This is a genomic window from Microbacterium sp. 05T445 (assembly GCF_056395865.1).
Genome location: NZ_JBFTKJ010000001.1, coordinates 421,007 through 434,818, shown reverse-complemented (window position 1 = coordinate 434,818; position 13,812 = coordinate 421,007). Strand labels below are relative to the sequence as shown.

At 71.2% G+C, this 13,812-nt stretch carries 13 protein-coding genes and 2 tRNA genes; 9 read left to right on the top strand and 6 right to left on the bottom strand.

Translation table 11 applies throughout. From position 1 onward, the window contains the following. Positions 1-55 precede the first annotated feature (55 nt). Both AC1DDU_RS02030 and AC1DDU_RS02025 read left to right on the top strand, forming a co-directional pair. The gene (locus AC1DDU_RS02030; RefSeq protein WP_477430956.1) at positions 56-1,264 is read left to right on the top strand and encodes a DNA polymerase III subunit delta'; all 1,209 of its coding nucleotides are present in this window, start codon (positions 56-58) and stop codon (positions 1,262-1,264) included. Next, positions 1,261-2,838, top strand: coding sequence for an alpha/beta hydrolase (locus AC1DDU_RS02025; RefSeq protein ID WP_477430955.1), 1,578 nt, complete (start codon positions 1,261-1,263; stop codon positions 2,836-2,838). Before AC1DDU_RS02030 ends, AC1DDU_RS02025 begins: the two co-directional genes overlap by 4 nt. Positions 2,839-2,911: 73 nt before the next feature. Here the strand turns inward: AC1DDU_RS02025 and AC1DDU_RS02020 are convergent, their stop codons facing one another. From AC1DDU_RS02020 to AC1DDU_RS02010, 3 genes are all read right to left on the bottom strand, one after another. Further along, positions 2,912-3,571, bottom strand: a complete 660-nt coding sequence (locus AC1DDU_RS02020; RefSeq protein ID WP_477430954.1) for a methionine ABC transporter permease — start codon at positions 3,569-3,571, stop codon at positions 2,912-2,914. After that, positions 3,564-4,601: a methionine ABC transporter ATP-binding protein gene (locus AC1DDU_RS02015; protein WP_477430953.1), complete on the bottom strand. Its 1,038-nt coding sequence runs from the start codon at positions 4,599-4,601 to the stop codon at positions 3,564-3,566. Before AC1DDU_RS02015 ends, AC1DDU_RS02020 begins: the two co-directional genes overlap by 8 nt. 87 nt (positions 4,602-4,688) lie before the next feature. Continuing rightward, positions 4,689-5,591 carry a MetQ/NlpA family ABC transporter substrate-binding protein gene (locus AC1DDU_RS02010; RefSeq protein WP_477430952.1) on the bottom strand — a complete coding sequence of 301 codons (903 nt, stop codon included), beginning with the start codon at positions 5,589-5,591 and terminating at the stop codon, positions 4,689-4,691. Positions 5,592-5,849: 258 nt separating this feature from the next. Between AC1DDU_RS02010 and AC1DDU_RS02005 the strand changes: the two genes are divergently transcribed. Together AC1DDU_RS02005 and AC1DDU_RS02000 are read left to right on the top strand one after the other, a co-directional pair. Next, positions 5,850-5,922 (top strand) — tRNA-Thr (locus AC1DDU_RS02005). Between the two features lie 59 nt (positions 5,923-5,981). Then, on the top strand, positions 5,982-6,377 hold the full coding sequence (locus AC1DDU_RS02000) for a hypothetical protein (protein ID WP_477430951.1): 396 nt from the start codon (positions 5,982-5,984) through the stop codon (positions 6,375-6,377). A 7-nt stretch (positions 6,378-6,384) separates the two neighbouring features. On the opposite strand, the gene AC1DDU_RS01995 is transcribed toward AC1DDU_RS02000, so the two are convergent. Then, complete coding sequence (locus tag AC1DDU_RS01995) at positions 6,385-7,341, bottom strand: EamA family transporter (RefSeq protein ID WP_477430950.1); 957 nt, start codon at positions 7,339-7,341, stop codon at positions 6,385-6,387. A gap of 87 nt (positions 7,342-7,428) precedes the next feature. Between AC1DDU_RS01995 and AC1DDU_RS01990 the strand changes: the two genes are divergently transcribed. The 5 genes from AC1DDU_RS01990 to AC1DDU_RS01970 are packed head-to-tail and all read left to right on the top strand — an operon-like array spanning position 7,429 to position 11,834. Further along, positions 7,429-9,816 (top strand): MMPL family transporter, encoded by a 2,388-nt coding sequence (locus tag AC1DDU_RS01990; protein ID WP_477430949.1) that lies wholly within the window; start codon positions 7,429-7,431, stop codon positions 9,814-9,816. After that, positions 9,813-10,403 carry an isochorismatase family protein gene (locus tag AC1DDU_RS01985; RefSeq protein ID WP_045298040.1) on the top strand — a complete coding sequence of 197 codons (591 nt, stop codon included), beginning with the start codon at positions 9,813-9,815 and terminating at the stop codon, positions 10,401-10,403. The genes AC1DDU_RS01990 and AC1DDU_RS01985 overlap by 4 nt, the downstream gene beginning before the upstream one ends. Further along, positions 10,396-11,061 (top strand): DNA alkylation repair protein, encoded by a 666-nt coding sequence (locus tag AC1DDU_RS01980; RefSeq protein WP_477430948.1) that lies wholly within the window; start codon positions 10,396-10,398, stop codon positions 11,059-11,061. Before AC1DDU_RS01985 ends, AC1DDU_RS01980 begins: the two co-directional genes overlap by 8 nt. Before the next feature lie 27 nt (positions 11,062-11,088). Continuing rightward, positions 11,089-11,535 (top strand): N-acetyltransferase family protein, encoded by a 447-nt coding sequence (locus AC1DDU_RS01975; protein ID WP_477430947.1) that lies wholly within the window; start codon positions 11,089-11,091, stop codon positions 11,533-11,535. Continuing rightward, positions 11,532-11,834, top strand: a complete 303-nt coding sequence (locus tag AC1DDU_RS01970) for a hypothetical protein (protein WP_477430946.1) — start codon at positions 11,532-11,534, stop codon at positions 11,832-11,834. Before AC1DDU_RS01975 ends, AC1DDU_RS01970 begins: the two co-directional genes overlap by 4 nt. A gap of 472 nt (positions 11,835-12,306) precedes the next feature. On the opposite strand, the gene AC1DDU_RS01965 is transcribed toward AC1DDU_RS01970, so the two are convergent. Both AC1DDU_RS01965 and AC1DDU_RS01960 read right to left on the bottom strand, forming a co-directional pair. Beyond that, positions 12,307-12,379, bottom strand: a tRNA-Lys gene (locus AC1DDU_RS01965). Positions 12,380-12,431: 52 nt separating this feature from the next. Beyond that, entirely contained in the window at positions 12,432-13,790 is a 1,359-nt protein-coding gene (locus AC1DDU_RS01960) for a serine/threonine-protein kinase (protein ID WP_477430945.1), read from the bottom strand. Positions 13,791-13,812 lie beyond the last annotated feature (22 nt).

Sequence of the window (13,812 nt, the reverse complement as noted above, 5' to 3'; positions counted from 1 at the left end):
GCCGGGTCGCCCGCGCCGCCTGGGCGTGTCAGGGCCGGGGATTAGGCTGGGCGGGATGGATGCCGCGACCCACCCCGCACGCGCGGACGACACCGCCTCGGGCGCGGCGCCGGAGGCGTCGGCCGACCAGGACCTGCCGTGGGGCGACGTGTGGGGCCAGGACGCTGCTGTCGCCGCGCTGCGGGAGGCGGCATCCGATCCCGCAGCGATGACCCACGCATGGCTGCTCACCGGCCCGCCCGGATCTGGGCGGTCGATCCTCGCCCACGCCTTCGCGGCGGCGCTGATCGCCGAGCCCGGTGACGAGCGCACGATGCGCCAGGTGCTCGCAGGCACCCACCCCGACCTCACCGCGCTGCGGACCGAGGGCGTCATCATCTCGATCAAGGACGCCAGGGCGCTCGTCGAGCGGTCGTACTTCGCGCCCTCGCTCGGGCGGTATCGCGTCATCGTCATGGAGGACGCCGACCGCATGGCCGAGCGCACCTCCAACGTCCTGCTGAAGGCGCTCGAGGAGCCGCCGGAGCGCACCGTCTGGGTGCTGTGCGCGCCCAGCGACGCCGACCTGCTGCCCACGATCCGCTCGCGGGTGCGCACCCTGCGCCTGCGCGAGCCCGACGTCGACGACGTCGCCGAGCTCATCGTGCGCCGCAGCGGCGTCGATCCCGCCATCGCGGAGCAGTCCGCGCGCCACTCGCAGCGTCACATCGGCATGGCCCAGCGGCTGGCGACGGATGCCGCCGCCCGCGCGCGACGCGATGCCACGCTGCGCGGGGTCCTCGGCGTGCGCGGCGTCGGCGACGCGGTCGAGGTCGCGGGCGCCATCGTCTCGGCGGCCACCGACGACGCGAAGGCGCTCACCGCGGAGCGGGACGAGGCCGAGCGCGCGACGCTGCTGCGCACGCTCGGGATCGCCGAAGGCGCCGCGATCCCGCCGGCCGTGCGCTCCCAGCTCTCGGCACTCGAGGACGAGCAGAAGCGCCGCGCGACGCGGAGCCTGCGCGACGGCATCGACCGGGTGCTGACCGACCTCGAATCGATGTTCCGCGATGTGCTCATGCTGCAGTTCGGCCGCGACGACACGCTGATCAACCGCGAACTCGAACCCGACCTGCGCGCGCTGGCCGCCGCGTGGACGCCGGAGCGCACGCTCACCGTCGTCGACCGGATCTCGGCGACCCGCGAGAACCTCGAACTGAACGCCGCCCCTGCCCTCGCGCTCGAGAGCATGCTCATCACCGTCGCCAGCGGAAGGACCCCGTGAACACCACCCGCCCCCGCCGCAGATTCCCGTCCCGCACCCGGCTGACCAAGGGCGCGGCCGTCGTCGCAGGCCTTGTCGCGGCATCCCTCGCCCTCAGCGGGTGCCTGTACGCGATGATCCCCGAGTCCTCGCCGCGCCCGACCACCACCAAGGCGCCGGACACCGACGGCGTGGCCGCCGACCTGCTGCCGTTCTACGAGCAGGAGCTCGACTGGATCGACTGCGGCGGCTTCGACTGCACGACCGTGACCGCGCCGCTGGACTGGTCGGACCCGTCCAAGGGCGAGATCGAGCTGTCGCTCATCCGCAACCGGGCCGAGGGCGGCGCCGAGCCCATCGGGTCCCTCCTGACCAACCCCGGCGGACCGGGCGCGAGCGGCGTGTCGCTGGTGCGCGACTCGGTGTCGTACGCCGTGGGCGATGAGGTGCGTCAGCGGTTCGACGTCATCGGCTTCGACCCGCGCGGGGTCGGCGAGTCGACCGCGGTGACGTGCTACGACGCGTCCGCCATGGACTCCTACCTCTTCGACATCCCGAAGAGCCCGCGCGGCTCGGATGCCTGGCGCGACGAGCTGCTGGCCGGGCACCGTGCCTTCGGCGAGGCGTGCGAGGCGAACAGCGACGGCATCCTGCCCTACATCACCACCGAGAACGCGGCCCGCGACATGGACCTCATGCGCGCGGTGCTCGGTGACAAGGAGCTCTACTACCTGGGCTACTCGTACGGCACCTTCCTCGGTGCGACGTACGCCAAGCTGTACCCCGAGAAGGTCGGGCGTCTGGTGCTCGACGGTGCGATCGACCCGTCCGTCTCGGGGCTGGAGGTCAGCACCACCCAGGGCGTGGGCTTCGAGTCGGCGCTGCGGGCGTACATGGCCGACTGCCTCCAGGACGACGGCTGCCCGTTCCGCGGCTCCGTGGACGAGGCGATGGCCGACCTCGGAACGCTGCTGGCGAGCGTCGACCGCGACCCCATCCGCAACGCCGACGGGCGGATGCTCGGCGCCGACTCGCTGATGACCGCCATCGTGGCGGCGCTGTACTCGGAGGACAGCTGGAGCTACCTGACGACGGCGCTCAGCGACGTGCTGCAGGGCGACGCGCAGGTAGCGTTCCAGCTGGCCGACTTCTACTACAACCGCCAAGACGGCGTGTACCTCGACAACCAGACCGAGGCCTTCCGCGCGTACAACTGCATGGACTACCCGGTCGACGCCACCCCTGAGGAGAAGGCCGCCGCGGACGCGAAGATGGCCGCCGAGGCGCCCACCGTCGCGCCGTACTGGAGCGGGCCGGACCCGTGCGAGGTGTGGCCGTACCCGGCGACCGGCGTGCGCGAACGGATCACCGCCGACGGCGCGGCGCCCATCGTCGTGGTCGGCACCACGAACGACCCGGCGACGCCGTACGAGTGGTCGGTGTCGTTGGCCGATCAGCTGTCGTCCGGCGTGCTGGTGACGCGCGTCGGCGAGGGGCACACCGGCTACAACAAGGGCAACTCGTGTGTCGACGACGCCGTCGAGACGTACCTCCTCGAAGGGACGCCGCCCGAGGACGGTCTGCGCTGCGAATGACCTGACGCGACACGAGAAGAGSGGATGCCCCCACCGGGGCATCCGCTCTTCTCATCGCCGCGGGATCGGAGGTTCAGCGGCGCAGCACGCGACGGGCGAGGGCGTTGCCGACGAACTGCACCACCTGCACGATCACGATGATGACGAGCACCGCGGCCCACGTGACCCACGGGTTGAACTGCTTGAAGCCGTAGACGATCGCGAACTCGCCCAGGCCGCCCGCGGCCACGGCGCCGGCGATCGCGGTCATGTCGACGAGGGCCACCACGATGAACGTGTAACCGAGGATGAGCGGTCCGAGCGCCTCGCGGGGGAGCAGGCGCAGCAGGATGCGCGACCGGCTGGCTCCCGTCGCCCTGGCCGCCTCGATGACGCCCGGCCGCACGGTGAGCAGGTTCTGCTCGACGATCCGGCTGATCGCGAACAGCGACGCGATGGTGATCGCGAAGATGCCGAACTCGGGTCCGATGCCCGGGATGCCGAGGCTACGGGCGATCGGCTGCACCGCGGCGAGCAGGATCACGAACGGGATGGGACGGAAGAAGTTCACGATCACGTTGATCGTGCCGAACAGGAATCTGTTCGGGAACAGGCTGCCAGGCCTCGTCGCGTACAGCGCGAGCCCCACGAACAGTCCCGCGAGACCGCCGAAGACGAGGCTGAGCGAGACGACGTAGAGGGTCTCCGCCGTCGCGGCCCACAGTTCGGGCAGGAGATCCACGAGCCTATCCACGGGCGTCCTCCTCGATGAGCGGCGCGAACGCCGATGCGGCGCCGATGGCCTGCTGCACGGCATCCGCCTCTCCGGTCAGCGCCAGCGTGAGGTGCCCGAACACGCGCCCGCCGATGTCGTTGATGCCGCCGTGCACGAGCTCGAACCGCACCCCGTGCGACGACAGCGCGGCGAAGACGTCGGCCTGCGTGACGTCGCCGTCGCGGATGGTGAACGTCACGATGCGCCCGGGGTGCCGGTCGCGCAGGGTCCGCAGCTGGTCGCCGACGGGGACGTCCTCGATGATGCTCGCCACGAAACGGCGAGTCGCCGCGTGCTGCGGAGCCGAGAGCACGTCGAAGACGGCGCCGCTCTCGATGATGCGCCCGTTCTCCATCACGACGACCCGGTCGGCGAGAGTGCGGATGACGTCCATCTCGTGCGTGATCACGAGGATCGTGACTCCGAGCTCCCTGTTGATGCGCTGGAGGAGCGCGAGCACCTCCTGCGTCGTGTCGGGATCGAGCGCGCTCGTCGCCTCGTCGGCGAGCAGGATGCGGGGGCTCGTCGCGAGGGCGCGGGCGATGCCCACCCGCTGCTTCTGGCCACCGGAGAGCTGCTCGGGGTAGCTGCGGGCCTTGTCGGCCAGGCCGACGAAGCGCAGCAGCTCGTCGACGCGCGCCGTGATCTCGGCGCGCGGCCGGCGGGCGACCTCGAGCGGGTATGCGACGTTCTTCGCCACGGTGCGCGAGTCGAAGAGGTTGAACTGCTGGAAGATCATGCCGATGTCGCCGCGCAGCTCGCGCAGCTCGCGTTCGCGCAGCCCCGTGATGTCACGGCCGTCGATCTCGACGGTGCCGGCGGTCGGCGTCTCCAGCGCGTTCACCAGGCGCAGCACGGTGCTCTTGCCGGCACCGGAGTAGCCGATGATGCCGCACACCTCGCCGACGGCGATGTCGAGGGAGACGTCGTCGACCGCGGACACGGGCGCGGCGCCCTTCGCGGGCGGCGGGAAGGTCTTGGTCACGCCGGTCAGGCGGATGAGGGTCATGGGTGCTCCTGGGCGGAACGCGCGTGTGCGGCCCGTGCGCACGAGGCGCGAGCGGGCCGCACAGGCGAGTGCCGCGGTGTGGCGGGCTTACGAGGCGGCGCGGATGTCGTCCTCGACGTCGTGCAGCGACGTGAGGAGCTCATCGGCCGGGGTCTTCACGAGCACCGCGGTGCCGCCGGAGGCGTCCACGACGCCATCGGTGACCTTCTTCGTGTTCTGGTAGATCTCGACGAGCTTCAGGTACGTCGGGTTGTCGGCGTCCTCGGCCTTGGCGGCGAAGATGTTGATGTACGGGAACGCGCTCGGGTCGGACGGGTCGTCGGTGGCGATGGCGTCCTCGAACTTCAGCCCGGCGTCCTCGACGAAGTCGTTGTTGACGATGGCGGCGGCGACGTCCGGGAGCGAGGTCGCGGTGAACGCGGCGTCGAGCGCCTCGACCTTCACCTTCGACTCGGGCAGGACGTCGGCCACCGTAGACAGCGTCGAGCCGCCGTCCTTCAGCTCGATGAGGCCGGCCGACTGCAGCACGAGGAGGCCCCGCGCCTGGTTCGACTCGTCGTTGGGGACGGCGACGGTGGCGCCGGCGGGGATGTCGGCGACCGCGTCGTACTGCGTCGAGTACAGGCCCAGCGGGTAGATCGCGGTGGCGCCGATCGGCTGCAGGTCGTCGTCGCTCTGCACGTTGTAGGTCGCGAGGTAGATGATGTGCTGGAACTGGTTGAGGTCCAGCTCGCCGGCCGACAGCGCGGGGTTCGGCTGCGTGTACTCGCTGAAGTCGACCAGCTCGACCTCGATGCCCGCCTCGGCGGCGGCCTCCTTGTAGGTCTCCCAGTACGGGTCGCCGGCGCCGACGACGCCGATGCGGACGACCTCGTCGTCGGCGGATCCGCCGGAGGCGGAATCCGTCCCGCTCCCGGCGCAGCCGGCGAGGAGGAGGGCGAGGGGGAGGGCGAGTGCTGCGGCCCCGGTGAGTCTCTTGGCGATGGACATGTGCGTGCTCCTGTGGATCGAGGCCCGTCTCGGCTTGTGACCGCGCGCACGATCCACGGGACCGCGCACGCTTCGTCGCGGACCGGCTTCGAACCTACGATGCGTCATGCGCTCGCCCCGAACCCGTCCGTAACACGTCGACACCGAGACGCATGAGCGGCGTGCGCGGTGCCTCGATGTGCGGGCCGGGCCGTCGTGTTCGCGAGCACCCCCGAGACCCTGTAAGATCGTTGCTTGTGCATCGCGCAAGCGAGGCGCGCCACCTTAGCTCAGTCGGCAGAGCGATTCACTCGTAATGAATAGGTCAAGGGTTCGATTCCCTTAGGTGGCTCAGAACCGGAAACGGCCGCATCCCGCGGCCGTTTTCCGTATCCGAAGGACGGTGGTGCGGTGTCGGAGGCGATCGACGCCATCGCCGAGATCTTCTCGTGGATCGGCTTCGGCGTGGGCGCGCTGCTCGCGATCATCGCCCTGATCATGCACCTCGCCGACGGCACGTGGATGCCGGCGCGCGCGGTCGTGGAGGAGTCGCCCGAGGGTCGCCTGGTGCGCTGGTTCGATGAAGACGGCGGCGTGGGGGAGGCCCGGCTCACGCACGAGCAGGACCACGAGATCGGCGATGTCGGCATGGCCGACATCTTCGTGCGCCGCGGGTCGCTCGACCGGATGCGGCTGACCCACGGCTCCCCGGCGGTCCGTGCTGTGGCGCGCCTGGCGGGCGGGATGCTGGCGCTCGGCGTGCTCGCGCTGGGCACCTCGCTGGTGCTCCTTTTCGTGCGCGGCTGACCCTCCGCTACGCCACGGCGAGCATCCCGCCGGCGGCGAGGGCGAGCCCGAGGCCCACCCACTGCACCGCGGCGACGCGCTCGCGCAGCACGAGCGCCGCGAGCAGGATCGTGCCGGCGGGGTAGAGCGCGGTCAGCGCCGACACCACCGCGAGGTCGCCGGTGCGCAGCGCGAGCAGCGCGAAGGCGTTGGCGGCGGCATCCGCGATCCCGCACGCGATCGCCAGCCACCACGCCTGCCGTGTCGTCGCGATGACGCGCACGACCCCTGACGACGCGTGCTCGAGATCGGCGTGTCCGCTGGGAGTCGCGCCGAGCGGGAGCCCGTCGACCTCCAGCACCGATCGGGCGCTCTCGCCCCGGCGCGTCGCCGCCAGGGCCAGAACGCCGACGATGGCGACCGTCACGACGCCGCTGGTCGCACGGCTCGTCACCACCGGCACCAGTCCGCTGTCGGCGGAGGTCTGATCGAGGATGATGAGGAAGGCGCCGATCGCGAGACCGGCGCCGACGGCCATCGCGAGGCCGCGGGCGCTCGGGCGCACGATCTTCTCACCGGGGATGAAGCCGACGAGCACGACCGCGACGAGAGCCAGCGCCAGCCCGGCGTATCCGATCGGCGCCAGGGCGTCGCCCTTGACCAGGAGTCCCCACAGCATGGGGGCGACGGCGGAGACGACGGCGGTCAGCGGCGAGAGGATGCTCATCGGGCCGATCGCGAGGCACGCGTACAGCAGCGCGATCGCGACCACGCTCACGACGCCCCCGAGCACACCCCACGCGATGTCGGGTGCGGACCACACGCCGACGAACAGGGGCTGGGCGAGCAGCAGCGCCGCCAGCCCCGCGACGGCGGCGACGGCCGTGACCACGATCGAGCGCAGGCGGCGCGCGGCCAGCCCGCCGAGGAAGTCCGCGGAGCCGTACACGACGGCGCCGACGAGGGCTATGACGGCGGAGAGCATCGCGACCCAGCATAGGAGCGCCGGGAACAGGTCGGCTCCGGCGCATGTCAGTTCAGCAAGAGGCAATTCGCTAGATAAGCTAGCGATATGACCTCGCCCCACCACGCGAACCGGCGGCCCTCCGGCTGGCTGCGGATCGGCATCCCCGCCCTCCTCGTCCTGATCTGGCTGGCCGTGGGATCGATCGGCGGCCCGTACTTCGGCAAGGTCGACGAGGTCTCGAGCAACGACCGGTCGTCGTTCCTCCCCGAGAGCGCGGATGCGACCCAGGTCAACGGCAGGCTCGCGGACTTCCTCGGGGGCGAGAGCATCCCGGCGGTCGTCGTCGTCACCGGCGACGGCGAGCTCACCGACGACGACATCGCCGACGTGCAGGCCCTTGCCGACGACATCGCCGAGGTCGACGGGGTGCAGGAGGACGTCTCGCCGCCGATCCCGTCGGAGGACGGCGAGGCAGTGCAGGTCTTCGTGCCCATCGACGCGTCCGGCGAGGTCGGACCGACGGTGGAGGAGATCCGCTCGCTCGTCGCGGAGGATCTGCCCGCAAGCCTGGACGGCTGGGTGACCGGGCCCGCCGGCTTCACGGCCGACCTCGTCGAGGGGTTCCTCGGCATCGACGGGCTCCTGCTCGGAGTCGCCCTCATCGCGGTCTTCCTCATCCTCGTGATCGTCTACCGGTCGCCGCTGCTGCCCGTCCTCGTCCTGCTGACGTCGATGTTCGCGCTGTGCGCGGCGCTGCTGACGGTGTGGTGGCTCGCCTATGCCGGCATCGTGGTGCTCAACGGCCAGGTGCAGGGCATCCTGTTCATCCTCGTGATCGGCGCGGCCACCGACTACGCCCTCCTGTACGTCGCGCGCTTCCGGGAATCCATCGCGACCGGCACGACGAAATGGGATGCCACGCGCGCGGCGTGGCGCGGTGCCTTCGAGCCGATCCTCGCCTCGGGCGGCACGGTGATCGCGGGCCTGCTGTGCCTGCTGCTGTCCGATCTCGCGACCAACCGCGCTCTCGGCCCGATCGCCTCCATCGGGATCGCGTTCTCGATGCTGTCGGCGCTGACCTTCCTGCCGGCGCTCCTGGCGCTGTGCGGACGTGCGGCGTTCTGGCCCTTCATCCCGAAGCGGCCGCTCGCGATGATCCCCGACGACCTCACGCAGCCCGTCAAGGGCCTGTGGCCGCGGCAGGCGCGCTTCGTCGCCCGCCACGCGCGCATCGTGTGGATCGCGTGCACCATCGTGCTGCTGGCCGGTGCGATCGGCATCACGCAGCTGAAGGCGGACGGCGTGCCGACCAGCGACCTCGTGCTCGGCTCCTCCGAGGCACGCGACGGTCAGGACGTGCTCGCGGAGCACTTCCCCGCGGGCTCGGGCTCGCCGGTGTACGTGATCGTGCCCGAGGCGGATCTCGCCGACACGGTCGGCGTGCTCGACGCGTCGGAGGGCATCGAGTCGGTGTCGGTCGCCTCGGACGACTCGCCCACGGGTCAGGCGCAGGTCGAGGTCGCGGACGGCGAACCCGTGTTCACTGCCGTCGGCCCGCCCGGCACCCCCGAGCCTGCGCCCACGGTGTCCGACGGCGATGTGCTCGTGATCGGGACGCTGACGGACGCCGCGGACTCCGTGGCCGCGGAGGACACGGTGCGCCAGCTCCGCGTCGATCTCGACGAGACGCTGGGCGAAGGGACCGCGATCGTCGGCGGCGAGACGGCGACCGACATCGACACGAACGACACGTCGACCCGCGACCGCACCGTCATCATCCCCGTGATCCTTGCGGTGATCCTCGTGATCCTGATGCTGCTGCTGCGTTCCATCCTGGCCCCGGTGCTGCTCATCGGCACCGTGATCCTGTCGTTCGCGACGGCGCTCGGGGTCAGCGCCCTGGTCTTCAACGAGGTGTTCGGGTTCCCCGGCGCGGATCCTGCCGTGCCGTTGTACGGCTTCGTGTTCCTGGTGGCGCTCGGCGTGGACTACAACATCTTCCTGATGTCGCGAGTGCGTGAGGAGTCGCTCGTGCACGGCACGAGACCCGGCATCCTGCGCGGGCTCGTCGCCACCGGCGGGGTGATCACCTCGGCGGGCCTCGTGCTCGCGGCGACCTTCGCGGCGCTGGGCGTCATCCCGATCCTGTTCCTGGTGCAGATCGCCTTCATCGTCGCCTTCGGCGTCCTGCTCGACACGTTCATCGTCCGCTCGCTCCTGGTGCCGGCTCTCTCGTACGACATCGGCAGGGCGATCTGGTGGCCGTCGAAGCTCTGGCGGCGGGATGCCGGGACGCTCGCCGGCACGGGCAGCAACTCCGCCGCACCCACGCCGAGCAGGGCCGGCGCCCCCGCAGCGGCGGCTCCCACGACAGTGCCAGACGGAGTTGCGGCACACGATGCGCCGCTGCCTGCCGAGACCGACCCCGAGCTCCTGGCCGGCGACGGGCACCCTCTCACGCGCGAGGAGTACAGGCGTACGCTCGAACCATGAGCAAGGCGCTGTTCATCGTCGACGTCCAGAACGACTTCACCGAGGGTGGTGCCCTGGCCGTCGAGGGCGGGGACGCCGTCGCTCAGCGCATCTCGGAGTTCCTCGTGACGCACTCCGAGGAGTACGCTGTGATCGTCGCCTCGCGCGATTGGCACCACGCCGAGGGCGACAACGGCGGGCACTTCCACCCGGAGCCGGACTTCGTCGACACGTGGCCGGTCCACTGCGTGAGCGGAACCGAGGGCGCCGAGTACGACCCCGGCCTCGACACGTCGGCGGTCACACACCACGTCAAGAAGGGACAGGGCAAGCCCGCCTACTCGCTGTTCGAGGGCACGACCGACGACGGCGTGACCGTCGCGCACCTCCTCGAGGAGCACGGCGTGGTCGACGTCGACATCACCGGAATCGCGACCGACTACTGCGTGCGGGCCTCGGCGCTGGACGCCATCGAGCACGGCCGGCACGTCCGCGTCCTCACCGACCTCATCGCCGGCGTCGCGGCGGAATCCAGCGATGCGGCGCTCGCCGAGCTCGCGCACGCCGGAGCCGAACTGCGGCCGTCGGGGCTCGAGGGCGGTGACTGAGCCGGGGGCGCCGACTGCCGAGGGCGTCCGCGCGGCGCTCGAGGGCGCAGCATCCGTCGACGAACGCGCGAAGATCGGGCGGCGCATGACCGACCCGCGCACCGAGGTGATCGGCGTGCGCATGGGCACCGTCTTCGACATCGCGAAGGCGAATTCGCGGATGCCGCTCGCCGAGGTCGACCGGCTGCTCGACTCGGACGCGTATGAGATGCGCATGGTGGCGGTGTCTATCCTCGACTTCCAGGCGCGAACGAAGGGCGTCGACCGCGCGGCGCTCTACGAACTGTGGATGCGGCGTCTCGATCGCATCGACACGTGGGACTACATCGACCGGTCGGCGCCGCGCGTGGTGGGCCTTCACCTGCTCGACCGCCGGCGTGACGTGCTGTTCGAGCTCGCGCGCTCCGACGACCGATGGCATCGCCGCACAGCCATCACCGCCGCCTTCTCGATCATCCGCGCGCGCGACCTCGATGACCCGCTCGCGCTCTGCGAGATCCTCGCGGACGATCCCGAGCACCTGGTGCAGACGAACGTCGGCGTCGCTCTCCGCGAGATCGGGCGGGTCGACCGCGATCGGCTGGAGGAGTTCCTGGCGCGTCGCGGCGACGACCTCAGCGCGCACGCGCGACGCACCGCCCGCACCGCCCTCGTCTGAGGCCGGCGACCCGCTACTCTCGGGCTCGTGACCGAGATCCGCCCCCTCGCCCCTGCCGACCGCGACGCCTGGCTCCCGCTCTGGCGCGGCTACATCGAGTTCTACGAGTCCGAGGTGTCGGACGAGCAGACCGCGCTGACATGGAACCGCCTCCTCGACCCGCAGTTCCCGATCCACGGGGCGGTGGCGACGGACGACGGGCGCGCCGTCGGCTTCGTCCACTGGCTCACGCACGCGGCCACCTGGTCGGCGGCGCCCTACGTCTACCTCGAGGACCTCTTCGTCGCCCCCGACACCCGCGGCAGCGGCGCGGGGCGCGCCCTCATCGCCCACGTGACCGAGTGGGCGCGCGAGCACGACGCCGCGAAGGTGTACTGGCTCACGCAGGAGACCAACACCACCGCGCGGGCCCTCTACGACCGCGTCGCGACCCACACCGGCTTCGTGCACTACGAGATCGGGCTCGGCCGATGAGCACGTCTGCCCCCGCCGAGCGGAGCATCGGCGATCTCGTCGCCACTCTGCTCTTGATCGGATTCTCGGTCGGCGCCGCGGTGGTGCTCTTCTTCGTCTCGCTCGTGTGGGCGATCGGCAACCATGACAACACGGTGGCGATCGTGCTGGGCGGCTACCTGCCGCTGGCCCTGGCGGTGATCGGCGCCGTCGCCGGCATCGTCGCGCTGTCTCGAAAGCACCGGGCGTTCTGGTATCCGCTGATCGCGCTCGTGCTCAGCATCGCCGCCTGGGTCGTCGCGGCCTCGATCGCACGCTGAGCGGTGAGGCGCCGCGCAGCCTCATGCCGCCGCGCGACGCCCCCTCCGCCGCGAGCGCCGGAGGCGGCTGCAGGCCGATCACGACCGCCGTCACGGCGGCGCCGCCGAGCGAGATGCTGAGCACGGTTGCCGGCCCGATGCGGTCCGACAGCCAGCCGCCTAGCGGCCGGGCGATGACCGCCGCGATCGCGAAGCCCGCGGTGGTCGCGGTAGGACGCGTCGCCGTCGCGCCCGCCCGCCTTCGATGAACGCCGCCCGGTGATCGGAGGTCTCGTCCCACCTGGTGAAGAACCGCCCTGCGGCCAGCAGTGCATCGGAAGCCGGACCGTCCGCACCGATCTGGGGCGTCATGACTCGGACCATAGCGAAAGGTCGCGCGGACGTGCCAGAGGGATCGGCCGCGCCGAACACGGCTGCGGTGCTGCCCTACGCGGAAGGGGCGGCCGATCCCAGCCGCCCCTTCACGCGTCGGTGGGCCCCGTGGGGCTCGAACCCACGACCCGCGGATTAAAAGTCCGATGCTCTACCGACTGAGCTAGAGGCCCGCACGACCAGCCTACTTGCCGTCCTGGGGTCCCTTCTGCCGTCCGACTCCGTTCAATCGTTTCCGTTGCCGTTGTTGTTGCCCGGCCCGTTCCCGTTCCCGTTCCCGTTGTTGTTGCCCGGCCCGTTCCCGTTCCCGTTCCCATTCCCGTTGTTGTTGCCCGGCCCGCTGTTGTCGTTCGCCGGTCCGCTGTCGCCGTTCCCGCCGGTGCCATCCTGCGGCGCCGCCGGCGGCTCGTCGGACGGGGTGGGTGACGGCTCCTGCTGGATCGCCGGTCGGGTCGGAGAAGGCTGCGCCGCGTCGTCGGGCAGGGCGGAGATCCACACGGCGCCCACGAGCGCGGTGACCACCGCGGCGGCCGCGATCGCGCCGATCGCGCGACGGCGTCGGCGCGGGCCTCCGGCTCCGGGAACGGCGTCGGAGCGTGACCCGGAGGCATCCGATCCGGTCGCCGCCTGCGAAGGCCCGGCGAGCAAGGCCGTCGGGGACGTCAGGGGGGCGGCGATGCCCGGCGGGGAGTACGGCATGGTGGGCTCGTCGGCGATGAGTCGTGAGTCGGCGCGCTCGGCAGCGATGAGCGCGGAGAGGGTGACGGCGATTTCGGACGCGGTCGGGCGGTCGTCGGCCCTGACGGCGGTCATGCCCCGCAGCAGGCCTCGCCACGGGGCCGGGAGCGTGTCGGGGACCTCCGGCGGCCGTTCCAGTCGTGCCACCACGGTGCCGATGCCCTCGGCCTCGGCGAACGGGCGACGGCCGGTGAGCGCCTCCAGAAGCATGAGGCCGAACGCGTAGATGTCTGCCGGGGGCGCCGGCGGCGCCCCCCGGGCCTGCTCGGGGGCGACATAGGCGGCGGTGCCGACGAGGAGCCCGGGTCGCGTGACGCGGGTCGAATCGACCAGGTAGGCGATGCCGAAGTCGGCGACCTTGGCGCGCCACGGCCGGCCGGGGAGCGCCGTCTGAGACACCAGCACGTTCGACGGCTTGATGTCGCGATGCACGACACCCGCGTCGTGGGCGGAGTGCAGACCCTCGGCGACGTCGATCGCGATCGCCGCGACGGTGTCGAGGTCCAGTGGCCCGCGCGCCATGAGCGCGCCCAGGGTGATGCCGTCGACGTGCTCCATCACGAGGTAGCTGATGTCGTCTGCCGACACCCGCGCGTCGTAGACGGTCACGAGCGCGTGATGGTTGAGCGACGCGAGGATCGTCGTCTCGCTGAGCGCACGTTCGACGGAGCCGAGGCCCTCCGCGCTTGTGCGGAACACCTTCATCGCGACGGTGCGGTGGAGATGGGTGTCCTCGGCACGGTAGACGCACCCCATGCCGCCTTCGCCGATGCGCTCCTGCACCCGGTAGCGATCGTCCACGAGTTCGCCGCAGCGCACCGCTCCGCTCTCGCGCAGGTCTGTCATGGTCCTCCCCGTCCGAATCGCG

Bases quoted from the DNA above. Each gene is read 5' to 3' on its own strand.
- AC1DDU_RS02015 (WP_477430953.1), bottom strand. From the start codon at position 4,601: ATGACCCTCATCCGCCTGACCGGCGTGACCAAGACCTTCCCGCCGCCC.
- AC1DDU_RS01985 (WP_045298040.1), top strand. From the start codon at position 9,813: ATGAGCAAGGCGCTGTTCATCGTCGACGTCCAGAACGACTTCACCGAG.
- AC1DDU_RS01970 (WP_477430946.1), top strand. From the start codon at position 11,532: ATGAGCACGTCTGCCCCCGCCGAGCGGAGCATCGGCGATCTCGTCGCC.
- AC1DDU_RS02010 (WP_477430952.1), bottom strand. From the start codon at position 5,591: ATGTCCATCGCCAAGAGACTCACCGGGGCCGCAGCACTCGCCCTCCCC.
- AC1DDU_RS01990 (WP_477430949.1), top strand. From the start codon at position 7,429: ATGACCTCGCCCCACCACGCGAACCGGCGGCCCTCCGGCTGGCTGCGG.
- AC1DDU_RS02030 (WP_477430956.1), top strand. From the start codon at position 56: ATGGATGCCGCGACCCACCCCGCACGCGCGGACGACACCGCCTCGGGC.
- AC1DDU_RS01960 (WP_477430945.1), bottom strand. From the start codon at position 13,790: ATGACAGACCTGCGCGAGAGCGGAGCGGTGCGCTGCGGCGAACTCGTG.
- AC1DDU_RS01995 (WP_477430950.1), bottom strand. From the start codon at position 7,341: ATGCTCTCCGCCGTCATAGCCCTCGTCGGCGCCGTCGTGTACGGCTCC.